Annotated in this window: 15 protein-coding genes and 1 pseudogene; 6 read left to right on the top strand and 10 right to left on the bottom strand. The window is 61.1% G+C overall.

Annotated elements, in window-relative coordinates; genetic code table 11:
* Positions 1-460: 460 nt before the first annotated feature.
* The 5 genes and pseudogenes from AC5PZ0_RS10605 to AC5PZ0_RS10585 form a co-directional block, all read right to left on the bottom strand.
* Positions 461-1,807 carry a hypothetical protein gene (locus tag AC5PZ0_RS10605; RefSeq protein WP_493854871.1) on the bottom strand — a complete coding sequence of 449 codons (1,347 nt, stop codon included), beginning with the start codon at positions 1,805-1,807 and terminating at the stop codon, positions 461-463.
* A pseudogene (locus AC5PZ0_RS10600) lies at positions 1,804-8,108 on the bottom strand (AAA domain-containing protein). Before AC5PZ0_RS10600 ends, AC5PZ0_RS10605 begins: the two are co-directional and overlap by 4 nt.
* Positions 8,109-8,122: 14 nt before the next feature.
* A complete protein-coding gene (locus AC5PZ0_RS10595) occupies positions 8,123-8,758 on the bottom strand; it encodes a 4Fe-4S single cluster domain-containing protein (protein WP_493854870.1) in 636 nt (211 codons plus the stop codon).
* A gap of 2 nt (positions 8,759-8,760) precedes the next feature.
* Positions 8,761-10,593 (bottom strand): AAA family ATPase, encoded by a 1,833-nt coding sequence (locus AC5PZ0_RS10590; RefSeq protein WP_493854869.1) that lies wholly within the window; start codon positions 10,591-10,593, stop codon positions 8,761-8,763.
* A 332-nt stretch (positions 10,594-10,925) separates the two neighbouring features.
* On the bottom strand, positions 10,926-11,978 hold the full coding sequence (locus tag AC5PZ0_RS10585) for a hypothetical protein (RefSeq protein ID WP_493854868.1): 1,053 nt from the start codon (positions 11,976-11,978) through the stop codon (positions 10,926-10,928).
* A gap of 486 nt (positions 11,979-12,464) precedes the next feature.
* On the opposite strand from AC5PZ0_RS10585, the gene AC5PZ0_RS10580 reads away from it, so the two are divergent.
* On the top strand, positions 12,465-13,493 hold the full coding sequence (locus AC5PZ0_RS10580) for a hypothetical protein (RefSeq protein ID WP_493854867.1): 1,029 nt from the start codon (positions 12,465-12,467) through the stop codon (positions 13,491-13,493).
* A gap of 121 nt (positions 13,494-13,614) precedes the next feature.
* Here AC5PZ0_RS10580 and AC5PZ0_RS10575 read toward each other — a convergent pair whose 3' ends face one another.
* Positions 13,615-14,724: a hypothetical protein gene (locus AC5PZ0_RS10575; RefSeq protein ID WP_493854866.1), complete on the bottom strand. Its 1,110-nt coding sequence runs from the start codon at positions 14,722-14,724 to the stop codon at positions 13,615-13,617.
* 241 nt (positions 14,725-14,965) lie between these two features.
* Positions 14,966-15,760 (bottom strand): helix-turn-helix transcriptional regulator, encoded by a 795-nt coding sequence (locus AC5PZ0_RS10570; RefSeq protein ID WP_493854865.1) that lies wholly within the window; start codon positions 15,758-15,760, stop codon positions 14,966-14,968.
* Positions 15,761-15,858: 98 nt separating this feature from the next.
* On the opposite strand from AC5PZ0_RS10570, the gene AC5PZ0_RS10565 reads away from it, so the two are divergent.
* A complete protein-coding gene (locus tag AC5PZ0_RS10565) occupies positions 15,859-17,319 on the top strand; it encodes an MFS transporter (protein WP_493854864.1) in 1,461 nt (486 codons plus the stop codon).
* Positions 17,320-17,434: 115 nt separating this feature from the next.
* Here the strand turns inward: AC5PZ0_RS10565 and AC5PZ0_RS10560 are convergent, their stop codons facing one another.
* On the bottom strand, positions 17,435-18,349 hold the full coding sequence (locus AC5PZ0_RS10560) for a LysR family transcriptional regulator (RefSeq protein ID WP_027594743.1): 915 nt from the start codon (positions 18,347-18,349) through the stop codon (positions 17,435-17,437).
* 204 nt (positions 18,350-18,553) lie between these two features.
* Between AC5PZ0_RS10560 and AC5PZ0_RS10555 the strand changes: the two genes are divergently transcribed.
* The 3 genes from AC5PZ0_RS10555 to AC5PZ0_RS10545 all read left to right on the top strand — a co-directional run bounded on the left by AC5PZ0_RS10555 (position 18,554) and on the right by AC5PZ0_RS10545 (position 22,850).
* A complete protein-coding gene (locus AC5PZ0_RS10555; RefSeq protein ID WP_027594744.1) occupies positions 18,554-19,579 on the top strand; it encodes a zinc-dependent alcohol dehydrogenase family protein in 1,026 nt (341 codons plus the stop codon).
* Between the two features lie 539 nt (positions 19,580-20,118).
* Positions 20,119-21,477: a hypothetical protein gene (locus AC5PZ0_RS10550; RefSeq protein ID WP_493854863.1), complete on the top strand. Its 1,359-nt coding sequence runs from the start codon at positions 20,119-20,121 to the stop codon at positions 21,475-21,477.
* On the top strand, positions 21,477-22,850 hold the full coding sequence (locus AC5PZ0_RS10545) for a GntR family transcriptional regulator (RefSeq protein ID WP_493854862.1): 1,374 nt from the start codon (positions 21,477-21,479) through the stop codon (positions 22,848-22,850). Before AC5PZ0_RS10550 ends, AC5PZ0_RS10545 begins: the two co-directional genes overlap by 1 nt.
* Positions 22,851-22,857: 7 nt before the next feature.
* Here the strand turns inward: AC5PZ0_RS10545 and AC5PZ0_RS10540 are convergent, their stop codons facing one another.
* Positions 22,858-24,159 carry an MFS transporter gene (locus AC5PZ0_RS10540; protein WP_493854861.1) on the bottom strand — a complete coding sequence of 434 codons (1,302 nt, stop codon included), beginning with the start codon at positions 24,157-24,159 and terminating at the stop codon, positions 22,858-22,860.
* A 67-nt stretch (positions 24,160-24,226) separates the two neighbouring features.
* Positions 24,227-25,540, bottom strand: coding sequence for an L-fuconate dehydratase (locus AC5PZ0_RS10535; protein ID WP_027594748.1), 1,314 nt, complete (start codon positions 25,538-25,540; stop codon positions 24,227-24,229).
* A 101-nt stretch (positions 25,541-25,641) separates the two neighbouring features.
* Between AC5PZ0_RS10535 and AC5PZ0_RS10530 the strand changes: the two genes are divergently transcribed.
* Complete coding sequence (locus tag AC5PZ0_RS10530) at positions 25,642-26,589, top strand: LysR family transcriptional regulator (protein WP_099429552.1); 948 nt, start codon at positions 25,642-25,644, stop codon at positions 26,587-26,589.
* Positions 26,590-26,605: the final 16 nt, after the last annotated feature.

Below are 26,605 nucleotides of genomic sequence, written 5' to 3'. Positions count from 1 at the left end.
TGTGGCAGCCAAGGCAAGGGGGGCACCCAGGCTCAGGCACAACGCGAGCAGTAATGTATGTGGTTTTGCTGGCTTCATGGCGGAGCGCCTTTTCTGGTTGTTCACCCTCTATTCGGCCTGCTGATAGCCAGAGGGTGCCTGCAGAGCGACGGAAGGCTCTGCTAACTTGCCGTCAATCGTCAGCTTGTGCATGCCGGCAGAGGGGGTGTGAACATCGTCCCGCCGCCACCAAACTTGAACTTCGGTGAAACGCGCTCCATTTCTGACATCAGTTCATGTATGTCCACGTCTTGTGGGGCGTGGGCGAAGTCGCGGTGGAAGCCCGACAGCATCTGCGGCGCCGGTTCATTCCGGTCATACAATTGCTCTCGCAGAACCGAGTCGGCAGATAGCAGCCAAAGTCGACTTCCCCCGCCTTCAGGCGACGTTGCCCGCTCCCTTACGGCATAGGTACCGCGAGTTACTTCGTCCGTAGCTGTGCCGCTGCAGCCATATCTTCGTCTTCAGTGGCAAGCGCTGCTTTAAGTGGCGTCTCCCCCACACCCGTCGCTCGCTCGATCAGCAGTTCGCTTCCATTACCTTGAAGCATCGCCTGCAGACGCCCGAACTCGTTGCACCAGATCGTCTCGATATCCTTGTCGCGCTGCGTGTCGCGATCACGGCTCAATGCGACCGCACGCACCTGTATGCGGCCGTTCTCGGCCTTACCGCCCAGCTCTACGCCATAGCCTGGCGTGGCCGACTTGCGCAGGACTATCTTGCCCGAGTCGGCCCAGGCGGTGGTCATGCCTTCACGCACTTCGTAGCCAAGTTCGGCCAGACCATGGAGCATGGCTTCGCGACGTGCGAGGGCGGCTTGCGCTTGCACATGCGCCGCAAGAATTGCTTCGCAGCGGCTCTGCAGCTCGCTCACTATTGCTTGCGAGCTACTGGTCGTGCACTGGCTGACCTGCTCAAGCAACGCCTCGCTCCCAGTATCCTGGTGGGTTCGCACTTCGTTTGCCAGGTCATGGAGCTTGGCGAGCGAGTCGCGATTGAGCTGGAAGTCGCGACTATTGTTGGCCAGCTCGATCATCAGGCTGTCGAGCAGCAAGTTGCGCTGTTGCGACTGCGGCTGTGCTTCGGCCCGGGCCAAGGCTTGCTCAAAGGGGGCCGCACAGGCTGCGCCTTGCAACAGGTGCAGCTCGGCGATATGTCGATCGATCTGCTGCAGGCGCGGGTCGCGGGTCGCTTGTGCTCGTTCGGCCAGCCACGTGTTGAGGTCGGGTGTGGGAACGTCGTCCTTAAGCCGCAGAGCCAGCGCGCGTTGCTGCTCGTCAAGAGTTTGCGCCTCGTTGCTGCTGTGCAATTGGGCGAAGCCTTGGGCAAGCAGCTGCTCGGCATTGTCCACTTGGGCGCCCTCGGCTAGTTGTTTCAGGGCTTGCACCACCTGCGGGGCGGTATCGGTGCGGCTGACCAGGGCCTTGAGCAGAAGCGCTGCATTTTCCTGCATGCGGCGTTGATGCTGACGCTGCTCGGTTGCGTGCAGAACAGCGCGCTCCTCGCGGGCCAGTTGGTCGCGCCGCAGGTGTTCGATCTCGATGGGGACGGCCTTCTGCAACTCCCGGAGCTGGTCCTCAGTGAGCAAGGCGCGCAACCGCGCTTGCCTTGCCCGCGTGGCCGCGCGTTCTTGCTCGTTCAGCTGGCCGAGCTGTTCGGCCTGGGCTTCCCAACGGGACACAGCCTGATCAAGGCGGCGCAGATGGCCTTCGCAAATGGCAATGATTTCTTCACGGGTGACGATGCGTACCACCTTCGGGCCACTCATTGGCAAGTCTCCTTGTCATTGGATGCGACCGCCGGCTGCGCCAGCTGCCCGGCTTGCATGGCGCCTTCTATGGCCGCGCGCAAGCGGGCTCGCTCATTGTCGCCGTCGTGGTACCAGGCCTGGGACGAGACGCGGTGGATATGCGGGATCGCCCGACGCAGTACCGAGGGCCGCAGATTTCCCGGGCCCGGGCGCGCTCGAGCAGCGCGTGGTTGGGCGCGTCGCATTCGATGCCTATGGCATAGGTGCCGGTCTCCGGGCTTGCGATGGCGAAGTCCAGGCCAAATGCGTCGCCTTCGCTGGCCGGAGCGGCATTCCAGCCCAAGGACGCGATAAACGCGCCAACTATTCTGGCGAAGCCATCGCGGCCCTGCTCGTGCCCATGCATCTGCGTGCTGCGGTCGGTTTGCAGGCGGCCAAGCAACTTGCCGCTGTAGTCGAATTCGCCGGCACACAGCGCGCGTGCGTATTCCAGGTAGCCTTGCAGGTAGTCACGTGGGCTGGCGGGGGCGCGTTGGGTGTTGAGCATGTCCGAAATGTCGGCGATGGGCATCGAGGTGATCATCACCACCTTGCGCCGCGCACGGGTTACCGCCACGTTCAGGCGGCGCTCGCCGCCGGTCTGGCCGAGCACCCCGAAATGGCGGCGGAAGGTGCCCTGGCTGTTGCGGCCGAAGGTGGAGGAAAATACGATCACGTCGCGCTCATCACCTTGCACGTTCTCGACGTTCTTGACGAACACCGACATGTCTTCACCGTCCTCGCTGCGTTCGCGCTCCTGGGCGTATGCGGTGCGGAAAGCTTCGTTCTCGCTGGCGTGGGCTTCCAGGTGTTCCTCGATCAGCTCGGCTTGCTTGCGGTTGAAGGTCACCACGCCCACTGACGGGCGCTGCGCGTAAGGGAGCTGCCAGAGCGCCTCCAGGTACTGTACGACACGCTCGGCTTCGGCGGCGTTGCTCTGATTCTGATACAGGCCTTCGACCTGGATCAGTTCCAGTGGCTTGAGCTGACGAATGCTCGCTTGGGGGTGGCGCACTGGCACATTCAGGCGGTTACCGTAGAACGAGGCATTGGAGAAACCGATCAGTTCGCGGTAGGCGGAGCGGTAGTGGATCTGCAGGGTGGTGCTGGGCAACGCGTTGCGCGCCAGTTGCAGCAGGTCCGGGCAGTCCTTGATCTCGCGGCGGTTCCAGGTGTCCTCAAAAGCCTCGCGTTGTTCTTCGTCGATGTCCTCGTCCGGTTCGTCACCATCGAACAGTTCGGCCTCATCGCTTTCTACCCGGCTTGAGAAGAACGCCGTCGGCGGCATCTGCTTCTCGTCGCCGCTGACCACGGTGACCTGGCCGCGGAACAGGGTCGGCAGGGCAAACTCTACCGGCATCTGTGATGCCTCGTCGTAGATTACCGTGTCGAACAGGCCGTTCTTCAATGGCAGCACCCGGCTGGCCACGTCCGGGTTCATCAGCCATACCGGGCGCAATGTCATCAGCCCTAGCGGAGCACCCAGTTCGAGGAATTCACGTAGCCGGCGGGAGCGCTTGCCGGTCAGCCGGGTCACATCCTCCCACTGCTTGCGGCTGCCCAGGCGCGTCGGGTCGATACCTGTGGCCAACAGTTGGCGATTGAGCTCACGCATCCGTGTATCGGCTTGCGCCAGGCTCGCTACTTTGGCCTGGGCTTCTTCCTGGCTGAACAGCAGCTCTGGGTTGGCCTGTTCGATGCGGTGCTTCCAACCCAACCGTGCTTCGCGGTTGAGCAGGCGGCGCACGGCGGCGTCGAGCTGCTCTGCGGGCAACGCGTCGAGTTGCGCCTGGCGCTGGCGCAGCAGGGCCAGCAGGTTCAGATCAGCCTCGGCGAGCTGTCCAGCGCGGGCCCTGAAGCCCTGATAGGCCGCCAGGTGGGGCAAGGCATCGTGCAGGCGGCCGAGGGCCAGTTCGTTGCTCAGGTTGTGTTCCACGGCATGTTGCAGCTGTTTAGCCAGTTCGTTGCCGAGCCAGTCGTCGAGCAGCTTGAGCTGCTCAAGGCTGGACTGGCGCACGCCTTGGCGCAGTAGCGAGGCGTCCAGATCGCCGAACAGCGCTTCCAGGTGTTGTTTGTCGGCGGTAAGCACGGCATCGTCTGCCTGGCGTGAGCGGGGCGACTGTGCCAGCGCTTGCGCCAAAGCCTGGATCTCAACAAGCTGGCCGATATCAGACTTGACCAGGGTAGCCAGCTCCAGGCCTGCCTGCGGGGCGACGCTATCCAGGGCCAGGGCCTGATGAAGTGCAGCAATTTCGGCGCGCAAAGGGCGCCATTGCTGTTCCAGGTCGATGGCCGCGCGCAGCCCTGGCAGGGCTTCATGCTTACGGGCGCCACCCTGAGCTTCGAGGAAGTCGTGCAGGCGCTTGCGCCTGATGAGGTGCAACGGGTTCATGCGCGCCAGCCAGGAGCGAGCGGCCATAGTCTTGGCGCAATCGCTTCCCAGGCTGCGCAGCAGCTTGCTGTCGACCAGGCTCAAGGCGGGCGACAGCCCTGGCAGGTAATCGCTTTCGGGCAGTTGATCGAGCTGCTGTTGCAGTTGCCGCAGCGCGTTCAGCATCGATTCGCCACGCGGTAGATGCTCGCCGTCCTTGCTGCGGAAAAGTGGCAGCCAGCGGGCCAGCCGCAGCCGCTGTTCCTGGCTCAGGGCGAGCAAGGGCGCCTCATGGATGGCCATCCATGCCCGGTACGGTGCAGGGTCGTCAATCTCGAAGCTGGCCGGGTGTGCTTGAAGGGTCGCCTGGCGCTGCAGCTCAGCCTCGTTGAAAGCCTCTAAGCTTTCGGTAAAGGCCTGCAGAGTAGAACGGTCCGTGGCGAACGGCTGCAACTGCGCCAGGGCGCTGCCTTCGTAGCGGGCGGGCAACCACAGGCGTATTAATGGCGCGCAGTTTTCTTCCAGGCGGGTCAGACTGGCGACGTCGAGCACGGCTAGGCGCTGGCGCAACGCCGGGAAGTCGAGCGGTGCCGGCCCGTCTTCCAGGGCGATCAGCTCGCCCAGCAGGCGTCGATAGCTCAAACCGGTGGCCGGGTCCGGGCGGTGCAGGCTCAGATGGAAGCGGTCCAGCTCGCCTTCGAGTGTCTCGATGCGCGCCGCCACTTGTTCGCGCTGGCGGAGCAGGCCCTGGCCTTCGTCGCCGCCGATGAACAAGGTCTCCAGCTGTTCGCGAATGCTGCGAATGATCGGTTCGCGGTCGCGGTTGACGTCGTTGAGCATGACGATACGCTGGCCCAGCCCTTCGGCCACCAGGCGCTTGTACACGACCTCCAGCGCCGCGTGTTTCTGGCAGACGATGAGCAGGCTGCGTTGGCGGCCGATAGCATCGGCAACCATGTTGACAATGGTTTGGCTCTTGCCGGTGCCTGGTGGTCCCTCGACCAGCAGGCCTGGGCCTTGGCGCGCTTGCAGCACGGCCGCTTCCTGGGAGGGGTCGCTGGCGACGGTGAAATAGCGGTGCAGTTCAGCCGGCGAGGCCACGGGCTCGGCTTCCTCGTCGGCCCTGAGCCGCAGTGCGGTCTCGAGCCCGCTGCCGGCTGGCGAGAGCGACTTCAGTTGGCGCAAGTCCTCACCGATGGCCTGGCCCATGAAGGTGACGTGGAACATCACACCAGCACATGCCAGTTCGTCCTGGTAAGGCACGACTTCGACACTGCTGGCCGGCAGTCCGACGACGCTGCGCGAGCGCGCAGTGGCAAGCATGCCGAATGCATCCATCACATCGCTGGCGCGGATCGAGGAGCGGCCAAGCAACTCGTCGGCCGTTTTGCGCCAGCGCTTGCAGGCTTCGGCCCCGAGTACGCTTTCCAGCGCGGGGTTCAGTCGCACCTCTTCGCGTTCGCTGTCGAAGGCCAGGGCCGCAAGGCCGCGGCTACCCACTTCCAGCAGCAGCTTTACCGGCCACAACAACAACGGAATGATGCGTGTGCGACTGGTGCCGCGTGGGTCACGACTGAGCAAGAATGGGAAGCCCAGATACAGGCCGTCGATGCCGGTGTCGCGTTTGTACAAAGCGCTCTGCCGGTGCAGCGCGTGCAGGCGCGAGGCAATCTGTGGCATGGCCTGGAAGCATTCCGGGTCCAGGTTCACGGCCCGTTCGTTGCGCAGCAGCAGGTGGTCGAGCAGGGCGGCGGCCGAGTGGCGCTCGCTATGCAGTTCGCTGATATCGACCCGGGCGGTGGTCTTGCCAATGCTCATGCGCACCAACGGGCCGCGCATCACTGCGGTTACCACCTTCTTCTCAAAGAACTCGAGAATCTGTGACACATACTGCTGCTTTTGCGGCTCAAGCCACTGGCTTGCCGGAATAGCCAGCAGCACCAAGGCCTGGGCCAGAGGCATGCGCCGTTCCAGGCGGAACTGCTCGGCCCATGCATCTACTGCTGCGACGCCGCAGCGGGCAAACCCGCGGATGCGCTCATCGACACCGTGATAAAGGTCTTGGCGCGGGTGCTGCAGCAGCACTGAGGCAACTTCGCTGTCGAACCAGCCAACTTCGAAGCTTCTGGCCAGCTCAGCCGCTTCCAGGATGATCGCATCCGCTGAGCGGAATTGGCCGATTGAAGCGCTGAGCAGGACGATCAGGTCTTCTTCGGCGATGATCCGTCGGTCCGCCAACGCCAGCAGGCCGGGGTGCTCGGTATCCGGTAGCAGACGCTGGCGTGCCTGCCATTCGTTGGTCAGCTTTGCTCGTGAGGTCGACAGCAGGTAAACCCGCAAGGTGTCCTCTACCAGTTCGATCTGCTGGTGCAGGGCCCGTTGGCGAACCTGCTCGGCGCGCAGTTTGAGGCGAGAAAGCCAGTTGTCGGTCTGCAGTTGCTCCAGCAAGTCGGGGACTGAGCCACTGATCAATCGGTAGCCTTCCAGCGGATGGTCCAGCAACCAGCCTGGGGTGACGATATCACCGCGGTGGATCAGCGGGATTTCCGGGTTGAGCAGCTTCAGCGCGAGCATCAAACGGAAATCGTCCTCCAGCCCGTCATGCTGCACCACTTGGCGCAGGCCGGCGAGCATTGAGGAGGGAAGACCGAGTTGCTCGGCCCAGGTCACGATGACGCCGCGCAACAGGTGGTCGAGTGCCTGCTGCCAGTGTTCAGCGTGCGCGGCGGCAAGGGCGAATACCGCAGGCTTGTGATAGTGAGCGTCGCCCAGTTGCAAGGAAGCACCTTCGCCGTCGTCGCGTTCTGCGAAGGCTGAAGCTGGAGCCTGCGCCGGGCGGCCGTCGAGCCAGGCCTCGACCTCGGGCCATTGCCAGCGCTGATGTCGGTCGCGTGCCAGCAGACCGCGCAACAGTAGATTCAGTTGTGGGTCGAGGTCGTCGGGAATCGGCACGCCGTTGGCCAGAACATGGATCAGGTAGGCATTGGCATGGATGCCTTCGAAGCAGGCACCTCTGGTCAGCTGTTCGAGCAGGATCATGCCCAGGCTCCACCAGTCGGAGGCGGCCGCCACACCGCCGGCGATGGCTTCAGGCGCCATGTAGCGGCTGGTCTCCAGGGGCGAGACGATGTCCAGGTCGAACTCCGACAGGCGCGCCGAGCCAAAGCCGCTGATCACCAGGTCCAGTGGCTCCTGGGCACGTACCAGCAGGCTGGTTGGGCGCAAGTCACGGTGGCGCAACCCGGCCTCGTTGAATGCGTGCAGTGCCTGGCCCAGCTCGCGCAGCACATGGCGCACGCTGGGGGTGTCACAGATCACCCCGCCGAAGTCGGCTAGGCTGCCACCGGTCAGCTCCTCGACCACTTCGAATGCACGGCCATCCCAGCGGCCGGTGGCGATGATTTCGGGCACATGCTCGCGGGGCAGGCGGCGGATTACGTCATATACCGCAGGGTCCGGCTCCGCGCCTGGTCGATAAAGGGTTAGTACCGCTTGGCGAGCGGTTTCCTGGTGCACTGCAAGGTAGCGTTCGCGGACGCCGTCGGTATTGCTGATCTGGCGGATCAGCGACCAGCCTTCAATCAATGTTTCGCTGGCTGCGGGCGCATCGTCGACCGGGGTCACTGACACAACGTTGGTGGCAGGCTGGGCGGGCGAGGCATCGCACTGCAGGCACATCAGGTCGCCGGGGTCCATGGTATGGCCGTTTTCACAGACGATGCCGGGCGCCGAGGTTGTATTCGTCGGGGCGAGATTATCCACCGTATGGATGATCTGCGGGCGCCAGCCGTCAGCGTGAATCGGCTCGCCGGCCAGGTCCCAGTTGCACGCGTGCTGGTCAACGGTGCCCTCGCAGAACATTTCCTGTACCGGGCGTGCGGTGTTGCAGTTTGGGCAATAACGAATCATTGGGCGAATTCCGGTCAGTGGCGGTGCGCGCTGGTGCGAACCTGGTGGCCTTGCGCGTTCAAAAGGTCACGCAGACGCAGTACGTCGTCACGCCGAGGGATCCCCGCCATCCACACGCTGCCGTTCTCGTCGAACATGAGGTCGAGTGCCTGGTCGGCGGGTTGCAGGGGACGCTGGTAGCTGGCTAGGCGTTCATGGCCGAGCGGGGTCAGCAGGTTCAGGCGCTGATTATCGCTGCCACGAAGCGCCAGGGATTGTTCGCTGCGCTCGTCGAAGGGGTCGCTGATCAACGCATCGATCAGGCCTTCGGCTTGTTGCAGTTGGGGTTGCAGGTGCTCCAGCGAGTAGCCGCTGTACACCAGAATGTCCAACGGGCTCGACTGGCGCAGCCCTTGGAGCAGGGCGAGCAGGGCAGGGAACTGATCGAAGGGTTCGCCGCCGGAGAGGGTAATGCCTTCAGCCTCGGCCAACCAGGGCCTGAGTTGCTCCAGCAGCTGTGCGATGCCCACGTGGCGCTTGCCTGGCCCCCAGGTGTCGGCGGAGATGCAACCAGGGCAGCGGATGCTGCAGCCTTGAAACCAGATGCCCAGGCGACGACCGGGGCCCAGGGTTGTGACCGGGAAGTGCACACGGGACAGGCTCAGTTCCATGATCAGCGACGTTCCAGGGTCAATCCGCCGACCCCCAGTCGGCTGACGGCGAAATGCTCGCCAGGTTTAGCGTCTTGGTCGAACAAGGTTCGCGCCAGCGGGTTGAGCAGATGCGCCTCGAGCTGGTTGCGGATACCACGGCCGCCGTTGGACAGGTCGCGCAGGCACAGAGCGCGTAACGCTTGGCGCGCCTCAGGGGTGATGGCTACGTGCAGTCCCTGCTGTTGCAGGTCCTTGAAGGTGGCATCGACCATCTGTTCGAAGATCTGCAAGCCGATCTCTTCACGGATGAAGTCGAAAACGATGACATTCTCGCCGATACGGTTGAGAATTTCCGGGCGATTGAGCACCAGCTTGAAGTGCCGGTCGATCTCGCTGTGGACTTTCTCCCGGACCTGCTCATAGGGTTCACCCGGCAGCACGTTGGCAACGCGCTCGCCGTTATCGCCCAGGCGGTAGATGCCCAGGTTGGAGGTGAACACGATCAGCGCCTCGGAAAAGTACACCCGGTCACCGCGACCGGAGGTCAGCACGCCCTCGTCTAGAATTTGCAGGAATTTGTCGAGAATGCGCGGGTGGGCTTTTTCGATTTCGTCGAACAGCACCACGCTGAAGGGTTTCTCGCGAATCGCATTGGTCAGTTCGCCACCGACGTCGTAGCCCACATAGCCGGGGGGTGCGCCAATCAGGCGTTGGTCGGCATGCTCGGCGCTGAATTCCGACATGTCGAAACGGATATACGCACTTTCGTCGCCGAACAGCAGGCTGGTCATGGTCTTGGCCAACTCGGTCTTACCCACCCCGGTGGGGCCGGCCAGGAACGCCACGCCTCGCGGGCGGTTGCCCTTGCGGCTGGCGCCGACGCCAGTCATCGCCCGCTTGACGATGTCGAGCATGTGGGTCACAGCGTGGTCCTGGCCTTTCACCCGCTGGTGCACCAGCTCGTCGCCCCGTCGGATGCGCTGGCGGTCTATGCGCAGCCAGGGGTCCTCGGTGACACCCACTTTATATCGGCGCACGGCGTCGGCGATCTGCACCATGGCCACACCCTCGACCCGTGCGAGTTGCGCGATGGCGCTGAGGTCGAGCAGCAGCAGCCCCTCGGTGTTCTGCACGAAGGCGTCCGCGGCCTGGTCGAGGGTGTCTTGACTTGCCTCCTGGCTACCGGCGAGCCCCTTGAGCAGGGCTGGGGCCAAGGCGCGGCGGGCCAGTTGGTCGGGTCTGGAGACAGGAATGTGGCGGATTCGTGGATTGTCGACCAGCAGCCAGTCCGGCAGGTCGCCTTCTTTTTCCACCAGCCACAGCAGCGTATTGAAGAATGGCTTGCGCGTTTGTGGCTGCGGCCGGCTGCGCGCTTGGTGGGCATGCACCAGGGCGTGAGTGAATAGCTGGTGCTCGGCTGCGGTCAGGGAATCGCTACGTACCACTAGGCGTGAGGCGAAGTCGATGATCAGGGCGACCGGCGTATCGGTGCGGGCCAGCAGCCGCTGTACGGTGGCGGCCAGCAGGTCGATACCCGCAGACGCGGCTCCGTTCACCGGGGTCAGGCCGAGCTCCTGGAGTAGCGCCTGGCCTGGTGCCGGGTCGCCGCTGGGCTTTCCAAGTACACGAAAACCAGCCACCGGGTCCCAAGCCAGCACGTGGCCATAGCCGGTGTCGAGCAGAGCGTCGCAAAGGGTCTGGTTGAAGCTCTGGGCCGTGACAGTACCCGGGGCGACCTCGCTGGCCTGGAGGTCGCGGATGTTGCCCGACAGGACGAATTGGCTTTTCAGTGGCAGGAAGCGGACCAGGTCACGCATCCAACGCGGGGTTTGAAACGGTGTAATCCCTGACATGATCAACTCGTCTAGGTTGTATGGTTGGCAGGGTATTGTTCCTTGCGCTTATTTTCCAGTAGTGCTGTCTGAAAGTTCAGCGCGTTGGATGGCAGCATTTCAGGTATGCCCCGATATCTTCGCAGCCGCTCAAGGAGGTCGAACAGGCTAAGACGATGGCCATTGTTCGCCAGCAGGCAGAACAACGGATCCTCAAGCACTTGCTGTACACCTCCGGCTTGCCAAAACAGGTGCCAACCGAACGTAACCGGCACCCCGTCCGACTTCAGTTTCTAGAACCGCATAGGTCCTGCAGTGACGGAGGCGGGTGCGGCGCGGTGCTGGAGTGCCCGCTAAGCGGGTTTAAACAGATCGTCCATGATGTTATTCACCAGAGCATTATGAATCTTCTGTAGCCTTTCACGTTCGGCGCTTCCCTCCGGCAGTCGTTTCAAGGACTCGGCCAGAGCAATCGCCTTTTTGCGAAAGCGCATGTCTGACATAAGTTTGATGCCTTCCACGATGGTATCAATCGGCGTACGAACGTCTTCGCCCAAATTGAGGAACTGCTTGAGTACCGAAGCGCTTGCGGCTGTTGAGGCAAAGTCAGCGAGATCAGGGCGCTGCCTGCCATCAAGACTGATCACCAGATAGGGTTCGTCGCCCTCGTAGACCTTCTTCGTTATGCGATTAACCATCCCGCGTTGGCTATCGTATTCGTAGTCAAGTCGGAGCGTTTCTGAATGGGTCACCAGTCGAAAATCGGCATCGACTACAAGCTCGCCCGGCGAGTCGAAAGGGAGCGATTCAGTGATTTCAAATTCGGGCTTTCCATCAAAAACGCCGTTTCCGAGGCTACCTCCTAGCTTGATGATCTCGCCTGCGGCCAGCAAATACCCTGCATAAGGTAGAAGCAGCGGAATACCCGCGAGCGATTGGAATGCCCCCCCAACCTTATCCACGAAATCCTGCGGGAAGTCGTCTACCGCCAGTTCGAACGACACCGTTAGGCTTTCAGTGGTGACGGCTGGGAAGTAGGCGACTATCGTAGTTCCATCGACGAAGGCTGGCGGCGTCTTAATGGATGTATGGGCGGTGTGATCGCGCTGAATAAAATTGAGCGCACGGGTTGTGGCGTTGAAGACCGAGTAATCCTTGACGCCTGAAACAACAGCGACATCTTTCGACCCACCGAACGCTCTCCGCTTTGGAAATCTCCCCGTGTACACATGGCGAATCTGGATGGTAAGTGGCTTGCCGATGCCTACCGGCTCAAAGGGCGTCACTGCCCCATAAAGAGCCCCCATTGCCAACGGCTGCTCAGGCACCTCCGCCAGTCGCGCAACCAACTGCCGGAATTCGGTTTCGGGTAGGTTTACATCCCCGACTATCCTGAAAGTACCCATCACACACCCCTTTAGTTGTTAATGCGCCATTGTTGGCGGTCAGGGAAATCTCACGGTTGCCCGGATCCAGGTGCCGCCCACCACGCTTTTCACTGTGGAGACGCTGATGCATGGCATAACGCTAGTGGTGCTCGGATACTCTGTCCAATCGTCGTCACAATCTATCCCCAAGCTCCCTATCAACCGCCGCCGAAGGCTGTTTGGCCAGCTACCGGACAAATGCTCGGGGTCATCTAAATGTCTAGCTATACTCGAAATCATACCACCCACTGTAAGGCGGAACCGCGTGAGGAGTCAGTTATGGGAACAGCTCGAGTAAAGAGATTTTTCACGTGCGTACCCTTTCTTTTTCCATTGGTAGCGACCAGCGCGTGGGCATTTCAGATAAGTCCATGCTTACGCATACTGACCTATGAGCCTGGCGAGTTGGGGCAAGAGGCAATCAATTGGTTTAATAAATGCGCTATGCTGCCCGAGGTGACAGGCTTGGCCGTTCACGAGCATTTAACAAATTTCTCCACTGAAGAATATAGAAAGCACGGATTTATTTCGACCGAGCAGGTGCTGTCAACAATCCCTGCAAATGTAAAGCAGGTGCTTAAGTACCGAGCCCCCAAAGAGCGCTGGTTTATATTGAACCCACAGCGGCGCCACAGTACTTCTGATTTAATCTATGGCTCATGGTGGAACGATGACCCGCTGATGCTTTTATGGGGGGAGGGTTTCGAGCTGTCTAGAAATAGTTTCACGTTTAGAACGTTTTTTTCAGACCCCGATCAAGAGTATTACCCTGCCGCAAAATCATACTGCAAGAAGATCAAAAGGGCCAAGAGCCTTGGGTGGACGACGCACTATGGCGCACTGCAGCATCTTCATTTCATGTCAGAGACGCCAAAGGCAGAATCGAAAACCGATCGTGTAAACGTAACCGTCGAGAAGTCCCTTGCCTGGATCAAGTTTGCGTACGAGGTGGCAAAGCGCGACATCCCGTACAATGCGAGGCTTACCTCGGAAAAGCTATCGGCACTGCGGGTGCCCTCTTTGGTTGACAATTACTGCTTGAAAAACGATGAGCATGTTACCGTTCGTACATTGTTTTCTCGAGTGGATTTCCCTGACGATCGGCGCGAACGCATGGTGCCTGATGTTGCGCTTGGAAGTATCTTTCATATCATTCAGGACTCATTTTCACCGGCTCACACGTGTCGAGTTGAAGCGTCGGTGGATGGCAAGAAATACGCAGTATTGGCCGATGTTTATAACTACAGTGACCAGGTTAAGATTAGGGGGGGTAAAGAGCATCACGGCAGTTTGGATAAATACCCTCAGTGGTTGTTGGATTACTCTCGCACAGGGGTTCATCAGTACGCTAATGATCCGATCACCCTAGGGGCCTGGTTGCTGGAGGCTGTAGATACGAATAAAGACTGGGATGCGGTTCGAGATCACCTGCTCAATACTGTCTTTAAGGAGGCCAGTGGTGAGCGGAATGGGAATAAATGCATAGGCACCTGACCTTGCTGCAGTTGCGCGTGCGGTGTGCGTCCTGTTCCGCTGCCGCAAAAAACTGTTGTCTGCGTACTGCGGTCATGTCTGCAGAAGGCTTCGAATGTCGTCAACCGTTTTAGTTGAAGCATTACAAGGGTATGGTTAATTCGGGTATTTCAAAACACATGCTTTTATAATTAGGGGGTATGGCGCACAGTTGGGTTCGGCACCCCCACATTGTATCCTGATGATTTTTTGCGGCCAACGTGTAGTGGGTTACGTATTCGTAGTCTTTCATTAGTAAGAGCAGCATTGATCCGTCTTTTACTTTCCAGTATGACCCGCGTGACACGTACGAATAGGTTGTGCCTAGGCGCTGAGCTTCTTTGTAGTCTGCTCCATTCTGCGAGCCGTTGGGTGCTCCATATTTTTTAGATATTTCACCAACGGTCCTGTTGAACTTGTCTATGCTGCATAGCGTTTTTGTATACGCTCTGTCAGGTCCTTTCCCCTCGCGCCTGCTTCCGCTATAGGATCCATCTATGCTCTGCCATAGTCTTGCTCGCGACGTTTTACCATTCTGAAGCAACTGGAGAACTTCAAATTTTGATCCTAGAAAATCTTGCGAGTATTTGAGGTACTGGCTGTGTGGTGTTGTAATGAGTGCGTTAGCATTTAATTGTTCGAACGGAATCCCGAACTTAATATCCAGTATCGAGTCGGCTGACAGTTGAGTGACGGAGTGCTTTGTTTGGTGGTCAGTGGTTTCTTTTGTGGTGGTGTTCTGGATATTTCGAATATTTTCTATATGCCTTATGTTTTCTATGTTCTTTATGTGTTCTACGTTTTTTATGTTTTCTATATTTTTTATGTTTTGTGTGTTCTGCGTTTGCTTGGGTGCGACATAATTTTCCATTATCTGATTTTGAAATTTTTCCCAGTGTTCTAATTTCTCGGTGTCGGGGATGTCTGTGTTGTTTAGTCTGTTGCAGTATTCGGCTGACAGCATCTGAAGTACAGTGATCTTGTCTAGGTTTGGGTAGTTTTCATAAAGGCTTTTCATCTCTACTTTGGTTTTTACTGAAAGGTCTATGAGTTTTACGTTGGCCAACTTTCCTGCGCTCCCCTCGACGCTTGAGATAACGTCTGCTCCTATGTCTGTGATGGCGGCTGGTGCGGGAGGGCAGTTTGATGCATATAAATTTCCTGCGCCCAAGGCGCAAAGGGCCGCTATCACGAATGATATTTTTAGGTTCATGGCTCATCCTCCGTTAATTTGACGTTGTTGCGGCAAATGAGAGTATAGGTCTGAAATTTCTTGATGATTCGCTCCTGATTTTCTATACGCCTGGCTTTTTGCAGACGTCACAAGCAAGGCTTGGCCGTTTGCCACCCCGGCTGACGCTTTAGCGATCTGCTGCGCGTCCGTGCGCTCGCGTCGTAAAGCCGGCCGAGCATGTTGCCGAGACAGCCGCCGCCGGAAACCGTCGACAGAACATCTACGGCGTTTGGACCTGCAACTTGGCATAGACCACTAGGCGTAGGTGGCGGTCTTCGTCGATGGTCAGCGAGGTGTGCTCGAACAACTCGATCTTGCCGTCAATCGTCAGCTTGCGCATGCCTGCAGAGGGGGCGTGAACATCGTGCCGGCGCCACCAAACTTTGAACTCCGGTGAAACGCGCTCCAGTTCTGACACCAGTTCATGTATGTCCGCATCTTGTGGGGCGCGGGCGAAGTCGCGCCGGAAGCCCGACAACATCTGCGGCGCCTGTTCATCCCAGTCATACAATTGCTCTCGCAGAACAGAGTCGGTAAACAGCAGCCACAGTAAATTGCGACGCTCGGGTGTGTGCGAGCCAAAGTTAAACAGCTGGTCAGCAAGCGCATTGAAGCCCAGTACATCCCAGCGCAGGTTGAGTACAAAGGCGGGGTGCGGCAAGTCGTGCATCAGGCGCCGTACCAGTGGGGGTAGCACGCACCATGTTTTGCCAGGTTCGGCAGGTGGCCGTTCGTGAGCCAACAGGAACAAGTGGCGTCGTTCTGCGGCATCCAGCTTCAGCACCCTCGCCAGGTTGTCCAGAAAAGCAGCCGAAACCCCTATGTCACGGCCCTGTTCCAGCCACGTGTACCAGGTCAATCCGACACCTGCGAGCGCGGCAACTTCTTCACGTCGCAGCCCAGGCGTGCGGCGGCGACCACCACTGGGTAAGCCCACATCGACAGGGGATAGCCGCTGGCGATGCGCCAAGAGGAATGCCGCCAGATCGGCGCGTGTTCGTGCCAAGGTTCGCATCGTTTATCTCGTTACTTTGAGTAATAGCATAAAGGGTTAAATTGTAATGGCTTAACGGTGGTTCGAAAATGCTGACGTCTCTTCTCAGGATGCGCAAGATGAACTCGAACTCCCACCCTTCGGTACTGCCTGTGCGCACTGTTGACGGTCCGCCCTGGCTCGGTTTGTCGGTGCTGCTATTGGCCGGTTTCGTGACGATTTTCGATCTGTTTGTGGTCAATGTGGCCATCCCCAGCCTGCAAGCAGGGTTGGCGGCCAGCTTCGCACAGGTTGGTTTCATCGTGGCCGGCTATGAGCTTGCGTTTGGCGTCTTGCTGATTACCGGCGGCCGTCTGGGCGACCTGTTCGGGCGCCGCCGCCTCTTCGTGATCGGCATGGCCGGGTTCACCTTCGCCTCCCTGCTGTGCGGGCTGGCCCCCACTGCCGGCTTCCTGATTGCTGCGCGGGTATTACAGGGGCTGGCGGCGGCGTTGCTGTTCCCGCAGGTCTATGCCTCTATCCGTGTCAATTTCAATGACGGCGACAGCCGTCGTGCTTTCGGTCTACTGGGAATGACCCTAGGGCTGGCCGCCATCGCAGGGCAAGTGCTGGGTGGCGGGTTGATTCATGCCGACTTGTTCGGCCTGGGGTGGCGTAGCATCTTCCTCATCAACGTGCCTATCGGCCTGTTGGCCATCGCGGCGGCACGTTATATCCCTGAGTCGCGCGCACCACAGCGACCAACCTTGGACTGGACGGGCGTAGGGCTGGTCAGCACCGGCCTAGTGCTGCTGCTGGTGCCGTTGATCGAAGGGCCGGCGCTAGGCTGGCCAGCCTGGAGTCTAGTGTCGTTGTGCCTGGCGGGAGTACTGCTGGTACTTTTCCATAGGCAGCAGGAGCAGCGAAGAGCAGACGGCGGCTTGCCACTGGTGGATATGCGCTTGCTGGCCCAGCGTCACTTCGCGTTGGGCGCATTGCTGGTGTTTTTGGTGTATTCCACGTCCAGTTCGTTCTTCTTGTGCTTCACCTTGTTGGTGCAGACCGGGCTGGGGCTTGATCCTTTGACTGCGGGTAGCATTTTCGCACCCTGCAGCGTGGGATTCGTACTGGCGTCGCTCGTCGCGCCCAAGCTGGTGGCGAGATGGGGGGCGAGCGCCATCGTTGTAGGTGCGATGGTGTATGCCGTTTCGATCGGGCTATTGATTGCGCAGGTTTGGATGGCGGGCGCGGCCCTGAGGCCCACGGGGTTGATCCCCGTACTGATGGTGGTCGGCGCCGGTCAGGGTTTGATCATGACGCCACTGCTGAACCTGGTATTGGGTTTTGTCGATGAAGCCCAGGCCGGTATGGCGTCGGGAGTGATCTCGACTGTTCAGCAGGTGGGGGCGGCTCTGGGAGTAGGGGTAGTCGGCATCCTGTTCAACAAGGCGCTGGTCGCGGGTGATGGCGGGGTCGTGCTGGCAGGTCAATACGTGGCGGCTTTCGTTACGGGCATGCTCTACAACTTGGGGGCAGCGCTGCTGGTTGGTCTTTTGTTGCTGAGGTTGGCGAAGGCACAGCAGCCGGCGGTAGGCTGTTGAGAGAAAGCGTTCGATGGCACGTGAACTGATTGTGCTAGCGCCCATTTGAGCGTTACCGACGATTGCTGATGCCTTGGCCAGAACAGAGGCGGCTTTTCAATGCATCTAAACCGCCCTAAAGACTGTCAGGGTCTCCGAAGAACATCTGTATCCGCGACCGCAACCAGCGCTCCGCCGGATCATTATCCTGCGCCCCCCGCCAGGCCATGTGCAGCTCGAAACTGCGCACCTCGATCGGCAGGTCCTCAGCCCGCAACCCCCCGGCAGCCGTCAACGCATCCGCCGTGTAATCCGGCACCGTGGCAACAATGTCGGTACCCGCCAGCAAACTCCCCAGCCCATTGAACTGCGGTACCGCGAGCACCACATGGCGCTTGCGGCCTATCTCGTCCAGGGCTTCGTCGATGAAACCGGACAGGTCACCGGCAAACGACACCAGGGCGTGCGGCCGGGCGCAGAAGTCGTCCAGGGTGATGCTGCCGGGCACACTGTCGGCGCGCAGCAGTTTTGGCTTGCTGCGGCGCAGCACCTTGCGCTTGGCATTGGCGGGCAGGTCGCTGGTGTAGCTGACGCCCACCGAGATCTCCCCTGAGGCGAGTAGCGTTGGCATCAGCAGGTAGTTGACCCGGCGTACCACCAGCACGATACCCGGTGCTTCGGCACGGATGCGCTTGAGCAGTTGCGGCAGCAAGGCGAATTCGGCGTCGTCCGACAGGCCGATGCGGAATACAGCATTACTGGTAGCGGGGTCGAACTCGGCCGCGCGGCTGACGGCGGTAGAGATCGAGTCCAGCGCCGGGGAGAGCAGGGCGAAGATTTCATGCGCCCGCGCCGAGGGCTCCATGCTGCGGCCGGTGCGCACGAACAGGGGGTCGTCGAACAGGTTGCGCAGGCGCGATAGGGCCGCGCTGATGGCCGGCTGGCCGAGGAACAGTTTCTCGGCAGCACGGGTCACGCTACGCTCGTGCATCAGCGTTTCGAACACGATCAGCAGGTTGAGGTCTACACGACGCAGGTCGTTTCGATTCATCGGTGCGCTTCGCCTAAAGTGGGGCAGGGGTGAATCTTAAGGCCAAAGGCTGTTACCCTGCACCGATTTCCGGGGGCCAATTCAGATGAATGTCAGGTGCCCAATCGATGACAAGCATGTCGACTATTAATGACCACTGATGGTCTAACGGCCAAAGCCCGGATAAAGTCCGTGGTAATAGAGGTTCACAAGGCGAGGTATGCGATGTCCCGCATGATCCGTTTCCACAAGTTCGGTGCAGCCGATGTGCTCCGTTGCGAAGAGCAGGCCGAACCGTCGCCTGCCGCCGACGAGGTGCAGGTCCGCGTCGAGGCGATCGGCGTCAGCTGGTATGACGTGCTCTGGCGTCAGAACCTGGCACCGTCCCAAGCCCGCCTGCCGGCGGGGATCGGCCATGAGATGGCGGGTGTGGTGACAGCTGTTGGTGAAGGGGTCGAGGATATTGCGGTGGGTGACCGGGTCGCCAGCTTCCCGGCCACCAGCGCCAATGATCACCCGGTCTATGGCGACGTGATCGTGCTGCCACGTACAGCGATCACCCGCTACCCGGCTATCCTCACGCCGATCGAGGCCAGCGTGCATTACACGCCGCTGCTGATTGCCTACTTCGCGTATGTCGACCTGGCCCGCGCCAAGGCAGGGCAAACAGCGTTGGTGACCGATGCCAGCCACTGCGCCGGGCCTGCGTTCGTGCAACTGGGCAAGGCGTTGGGGTTGAAGGTGTTTGCGGCCACCAAGGAGCCGGAACAGCGCGACTACCTGTTGGGCCTGGGGGCGGACAAGGTGATTGTCACCGAGGAGCAGGACCTGCTGCTGCAGGTTGGCAAATACACCGACGGGCGTGGCGTGGACATGGTCCTCGATGGCATGGGTGGGCCGCAGATGTCGCTGCTCGGTGATGTGCTCGCGCCCCGTGGCAGCCTGGTGCTGTACGGCCTGCAAGGCGGTAACCAGACACCGTTCCCGGCCTGTGCGGCCTTTCAGAAGAACATCCAGTTCTATGTGCACTGTATCGGCAACTTTACCGGCAAGCCGGAGCTGGGTATCAGCCAGGACCAGGTCGCGCTGCAGCGGGCGCTGCGGGATATCAACCAGTTCACCGCCGATCAGTTGCTGACCCCGCAGATCATCAAGGTGTATCCGTTCGACCAGGTGGTCGAGGCGCATCGGTACATGGATGAATGCCCGTGTGGCGGACGGGTGGTACTGGATATGGCACAGCCTTCCTGAAGGGGCGTTGAAGACCACAAGAACCCGGGCAACGTCCCGGGTTTTTTGTGCGTTGGTGGGTGCAATGCCCAAATGCTATATCCATAAAAAATCAGACGCATCCTACAATTAAAAAGTACGGAGACTACATATTTTAAGCCTTTGCTTTTTATTGTCGTAATATCTTGGAAGGAAATTCAAGTTGAATACTTGTGGTCCCCGGACCATTGTGTATTCCCGTGCTTGCTGAATGGTTTTTTTACGCTGATCTGTATCTTCTATTCGATATCCAACGCTCGATAATGGCCCAGTGATAGTTTGCGCAAGGAGCGTGGAATGAGCATGGCTATGCCCGAGTTAGGGCAGCGTATGGCAGCAGCCGGTCATCGGTGCGGCGCATTTTTTTCGATGGCTTGGCGACAGAGCAGGTCACGTCATTATTTCCCGTAGTTTGTAGGAAATTTCTTCAGGAAGGACGCATTGCACTGTTTGCAGTTGCCAGTGTGATGGATACATGAAGTTGATGAGGTGATTACGTGGGCGCTATACACGATCAGGCGATGCACTATATCTACCAGCAAGTGCTCGAGCGCTTGTTGAGCCATATGTCCCAGGCGCAACGTGCCTCCTTGCAGTTGCTGATTCAGCGATTGCTGGTGGCTGCCGGTGGGCCCGAATACATTGGCACGTTCCGTTTGCTGGTGTTGCAAGGGGCTGACCGGCGCAGTGCCCACCTGTTGGCCACCTTGCGTGCCGCCCAGTTGAGTATCGCCTTGCGTGCCCCTGTGACGTTTCAGTTGCGGGTACTGGTGGTCAACCTGCCTGCTGCCGGCAATACCGTGCTGGAAAACCATGAACGCAGCTTCAATGCCTTGTTCATGCAGGATGACCCGCGGGTGCAACTGCAGATGACCGAAGGCTGTGAAGTCGTGCCTTTCAGCCGGCGGCTGTCGGCTACGCCGGAGCGCTGGGCACTGGCGCGCAATGCCATGCTGATGTTCGGCCACGGGGTCGATGCCAGGCCCGAAGCCCTGCTGGGCAGCCGGCTGCACCTGGAGCTGGCGGGCGCAGTGGGCCTTGCGCTGCAGGCGCAGCCGCGGGCCGATGTGCTGATTACTGCCGTACCTGCACGCCAGCGCCGCCGCTACCTGGCCTGGGCGCGGCGGAGCCTGCGCCTTGCAGGGGAGCGTGGCCCCCACGTCGTGCACCAGTGCCTGTCGGCATTGGCCAACGGGCTGGGCAGGTTACATGGGGTTGCCGGCTCACCCCTGGAGCGCGTGGATGCTTCAAGCAGCATGGCGACCGAGGAGGCGCCCTTGCGCGTGATCGCCATCGACGACCTGCTGCCACGCCTGCTTGAGGACGAGCAGTTCGATCACATGCTGGGCTGCTGCTTCGATGCGGCTCAGGACGCCTGGCCCTTGGCGGCCTTTGTCGATTCGCGGGCCGTGGCGCAACTGCACGATTTGCGTGCGCGCAGCCTCGAGCCGCTGGTCCATCGGCCGGCACTACGCTTGGCAAGCCCCAGCAGCGACGGCGGGCAGCGCGAGCCAACCTCTGCGCACCTGGGCAAACCCTACGGCATCAGCCAGACCCAACTGGTGTGCCTGCTGTTCAGCCCTTTCGCCCGGCAGGGAAAAGGCCTTGAGCGTTTTCTAAGGTGCCGTCATCCCGACATGTTGGTGGCGTTGCCCTACCTGCACCGGGCCTTGCAGGGTAAGCCGTGCCCCGAGGCGGTGAAGGACTGGCTGGTGAACACCAGCGGCCTGGCGCTGGTACCGTTGCGGGCGATCTATGAGGGGGGCCTGCAACCGTCGTCGAGGCGCTTGATGGCCAACCTGGCTCGCCGCGATGTGCACCTGAAGTGGCTGCCGCGCCCGCCCGCTGCAGGAAGGCCCGCCTTTGAGGGCTTGCCCTGATGGGCCGATCGGTACCCGGCGATTACGCCTATCGGAAGGTGTACCGCTACCTTGAAGCGCTGATCGATGAGGCACAAGGCCGTGAGCCATGGCGCTTGCCGTCGTTACGCACGCTTTCGCGGCGCTTGCGCGTATCGCTGGCCACTGTGCAGAGCGCCTACAGCTTGCTGGAGGATGAGGGCCGTGTGCATTGCGTGCCGCGGTCGGGTTACTTCGTGCGCGCCCACGCTGGCGGCTCGCCGGTGCAAGCGGTGGCTGGGCCATGGCATGTGCCCGCTCACTCGATGCTAGAGCGGTCGCTGTTTACCCATGAGCGGCGCCTGGCACGTCAGCGTGCGCGTGGCACCGCCCCGGTGGAAGAGGTCGGCGGTGCCCGGCTGCGCAATGCGTTGGCCGAGCGCTATACCCGTTCCTCCAGCCATTACTGGCGTGCCGAGGAGGTGCACCTTGCCCCTGACGTGCAGGCATTGGTGGAAATGCTGCTGGCAGCGTTGGCCTTGCGCGGCGCCACCGTGCTGGTGCAATCGCCGTGCTGCTGGCCGGTGCTGCGCGCCTTGCAGCGCTGCGGCATGCGCGTGCTGGAGGTACCGTTGAGCAACAGCGGCACCGCGGATTTGCAGGCGCTGGCACGGCTGCTCAGTGTCGAGCCGGTGGGCATGCTGATCATGCCATCGTGCCTCAGCCTGCCCCAGGGCAGGCTGATGTCGCAGCACGACCAGCAGCAGATTGGCCAACTGCTTGGCGACCACCCGGTGTGGTTGCTGGAAAACGACCTGGACAGCGAACTGTGTTACAGCGGGCCACCCAATGCGCGCCTGCGCGACTGGGTCGATCCGCGCTGGCTGTTGGTGATGGGGTCGTTCGAGGCCGCAGTGGGGGGCGAAGCGCCTTACGCCTATGTGATGGGGCGTCATGCCGGCTTGGCCGAGGCGTTCGCCCAGCGTGCGTTTCAGCTGGCGCCGTTGCGGTTGCAGGCACTGGCTCATCTGCTTGGCAAAGGTGAAATCGAGACCCAGTTGGGGCGGCTGCGGGCAGAACTGCAACGGCGCATGGCGTGCTTTAGCCGGCAGCTCAAGCTTGAGCTGGGCGACCACGTGACCTTCGACATGCCCGAGGGCGGCTGGACCCTGTGGTTGCGCTCCCGCTGGCCGCTGCGACTGGATGACGTGGTAGCGGCGTTGTCAGGCACCGCCCTGCGTGTGGTCCCTGGCGGGCAGCACAGCGCGGAGGTGCGTCATCAGCAATACCTGGCACTGACCTGGGTGGGCGAGGATCCAAATGCGTTGCAGCAGGCCCTGGAAAAACTGGCTCAAGCGCTGGAACTGCGCTGCGGCCGGCCAATAGGGCAGGGCGGCTCGCAGCACTTGAAATGAGGGCGAGCTACTGCTCCTGCCCCTGACGCAAACGGGTGCTGATCAGTGCCGCCACCACCAGCATCGCAGCAATGATCCACAAGCCGTTGCGGGTGCTGCCGGTGGCCTGTTCGATCAGGCCCATCACCGACGGCCCGACAAACCCACCAAACAGGCCGCAGGTGGTGACGAACGCCAGGCCCGCCGCCAGTGCGCTACCGCTCAGGCGGCTGGACGGGAAGACGAAGATGATCGACTGCACCACGAACAGCATCAAGGCGGTCAACGAAAAGCCGATCAGCCCAATGAAGGAGTTGGACAGCGAAGCAAGCAGCAACCCGGCGGACATGGTCAGCAGACCAAAGAACAGTAGGGTACGGCAACGGCTGGGCGAGGTCGCCAGGCGCGGGAATGTGGCGGCGCCGATGGCGGCGGCGATCCACGGTACCGAGGTCAGCAACCCGACCTGGAAGGGCGACAGCGCGGCATAGGTGCCGATGATGCCTGGCAAGAAGAAGATCACGGTGTAGATGGTGATCTGGTGCACAAAATACACCGCAATCGCCAACCAGATCTGCTTGTCGCGAAACATTTGCCCCAGCTTGCTCTGTTGCGGCGCTGCAGCCCGTTCGGCACTCAGGCGACGCTCGATGTCCTGGGCATCGGCAGCGGACAGCCAAGGTGCCGACGCGGGGCCATCGGGCAGCTTCTTCCACACCACATAGGCCAGCGCCACCGCAGGCAGGCCTTCAAGCACGAACAGCCATTGCCAGCCGTGCCAGCCCAGCACGCCGTCCATTTCCAGCAGCGCGCCGCCCAGCGGCCCACTGAGGATGTTGGCCAGGCACACACCCAACAGGAAGTAGCCAGTGGCGCGCGCACGCTGTTCGCGGTCGAACCAGTACGTCAGGTACAGCATGACGCCGGGGAACAGGCCGGCCTCAGCCACCCCGAGCAGCAGGCGCATGATGTAGAACGAGGTTTCCCCCTGGACGAACGCCATGCCCGCTGACAGCAGGCCCCAGGTGATCATGATGCGGGTGATCCAAAAGCGTGCGCCCACCCGGTGCATGATCAGGTTGCTCGGCACTTCGGCCAGGGCATAGGTGAGGAAGAACAGCCCGGCACCCAGGCCGTAGGCCGCCGCCGACAGGCCCAGGTCGATGCCCATGCTGGCCTTGGCCAAGGCGATGTTGGTGCGGTCGAGGAAGCTCATCACGTAGACGACGATAAGCAGTGGCATCAATTTGCGCAGCAACAGGCCGTTAAGGCGCTGTTCGGTAGCGACGGCAGGCGCGGTGGCCGCTGTCGTGCCGGTGAGGATTGTCATTGTTTTTTTCCCCGTGATAAGTGCTGGTGGTGTGCCGCGCTTGCGGCGGCACACCCAGGTCGGTAGGTCAGGAACGGTTGATGTCGAGCCACACCGCGCCGTTGGGGTACTGGTAGCGCTCCAGGGTGTCAGCGTGCATTTCAATGCTGTAGCCCGGGCGCTGTGGCGGCATGTAGCGGCCGCGACGGATCACCACCGGGTCGAGGAAGTGTTCGTGCAGGTGGTCGACGTATTCCAGCACCCGGTTGTGCAGCGATGCCGAAACGGCGATGTAGTCGAACAAGGCGATGTTCTGCACATATTCGCACAGCCCGACCCCGCCGCCATGCGGGCAGACCGGCACATCGTACTTGGCCGCCATCAACAGCACGATCAGCACCTCGTTCAGGCCACCCAGCCGGGCCGCGTCCAGCTGGCAGAAGTCCAGTGCGCCCGCCTGGAACATTTGCTTGAACATCACCCGGTTGTGGCAGTGCTCGCCGGTGGCCACGCCGATGGGCGCGATGCGTTGGCGGATGGCTGCGTGGCCGAGGATGTCGTCGGGGCTGGTGGGTTCTTCGATCCACAGGGGCTCGAAGGCGGCCAGGCGGCGCATGTTGGCCACCGATTCATCGACGCTCCAGACCTGGTTGGCGTCCATCATCAGGGTGCGTTCCCAGCCGATTTCGTCCCGCAGGATGCTGGCGCGGCGAATGTCTTCTTCCAGGTCGGCGCCGATTTTCTGCTTGATGTGGGTCCAGCCGTCGGCGACCGCTTCGCGGGCCAAGTGGCGCATTTTTTCTTCGCTGTAGCCGAGCCAGCCGGGGGCGGTGGTGTAGCCGGGGTAGCCTTCGCGCAGCATTTGCGCTTCGCGCTGGGCCTTGCCTGGCACCTGGCGGCGGAGCAGGGCGATGGCTTCCTCGGGGGTCAGCACGTCGGTGACGTAGCTGAAGTCCAGGCAGCGCACCAGTTGCTCTGGGGTCATGTCGGCCAGCAGCTTCCACACCGGTTTGCCTTCGTGCTTGGCCCACAGGTCCCACACGGCGTTGATGATGGCGGCGGTGGCCAGGTGGATCACGCCTTTCTCGGGGCCAAGCCAGCGCAACTGGCTGTCACCCACCGTGAAACGGTGCCAGAACGCGCCCATGTTGGCGGTGATTTCTTCCAGGGTCAGGCCGACGATCATCGGTGCCAGCGATTGCACCGCCGCCGCGCAGATTTCGTTGCCGCGGCCGATGGTGAAGGTCAGGCCATGGCCTTCGAGGGCGTCGGCGTCGGTGTGCAGTACGACGTAGGCGGCCGAGTAGTCAGGGGCGCTGTTCATGGCGTCGGAGCCGTCCAGCGACAGCGAAGTCGGGAAGCGGATGTCACGGACGCTCAGGTGGGTAATGCGTATGCTCATGGCGGACTCTTGTTCTGGTCAGGCAGTGGGAGACTCGACTGTAGGTTGTCGAGCGATATAGGCATAATCGCCAATTCCTAAGTAGGGATATCGGAATTGATATGTCTCAAATGCCCGCAGACAGCCCAGCGCTGCCGCAAAACCTTGGCACATTGAAGATCTCCAGCCGCCAGATCACCTTGCTCAACGCTCTGGGCGAGTTCGGCAACCTGCGCCGTGCCGCCACTGCGATGCACACCACGCAACCGGCGGCCAGCCTGCTGCTGCAGCAACTGGAAGAACGCCTGGGCGTGCGCCTGTTCGAGCGCCTGCCGCGTGGCATGCAGCCAACGCTGTATGGCGAGGTGATGATTCGCTACGCGCAGAACGCGCTGCACGAGTTCGAACATGCCCAGGCACAGATCGCCGAACTGGCGCGCGGTGCCTTGGGCCTGGTGCGGGTGGGCAGTGTGATGGGGCCGGTGCCCGGTTTGCTGACCAAGGCGGTGCTGGCCTACAAGCGCGATCACCCTAAGGTGCGTATCTCGCTCGAAGTCGGCACCAGCGATACCTTGTTGCCGGCGCTGCTGCGCGGTGATTTCGACATGGTGGTCGGGCGCCTGCCCGACCAGAGCGACAGCCAGGACCTGAACATCGAATTGTTCGAGGGCGGTGAGCAGATGCGCGTCATCGCCCGCGCCGGCCACCCCTTGGCCGACGCCAAGGCGTTGCAGTTGGCCGACCTGGTGGCCCTGACCTGGATCCTGCACCCCATCGGCAGCCCCATGCGCCGCCGGGTCGAAAGTGCCTTGCAGGCGGGCGGCATGGTGCAGTCGCTGGACATTGTCGAGACCGCCTCGATCCTGGCCACCACCGCGATGTTGGAGGCGTCCGAGATGATTGCGGTGGTGCCCAACGATGTGGCCGAGCATTATGCGCGCTACGGCATGGTCGCCATCCTGCCGGTAGAGCTGCCGATCTCGATGGCCAACCTGGGCTTGCTGACCCTGCGCTCGCGGCCCAACTCCGTGGCCTTGGACAGGTTGCTGCAGTACCTGCGCACGCAATAGCCCTGCCTTTACACCT

The sequence above is a fragment of the Pseudomonas sp. 5.2 genome (assembly GCF_059025405.1).
Note: the sequence above shows the minus strand (reverse complement) of the source record. Positions and strands in the feature narration are given on the sequence as shown.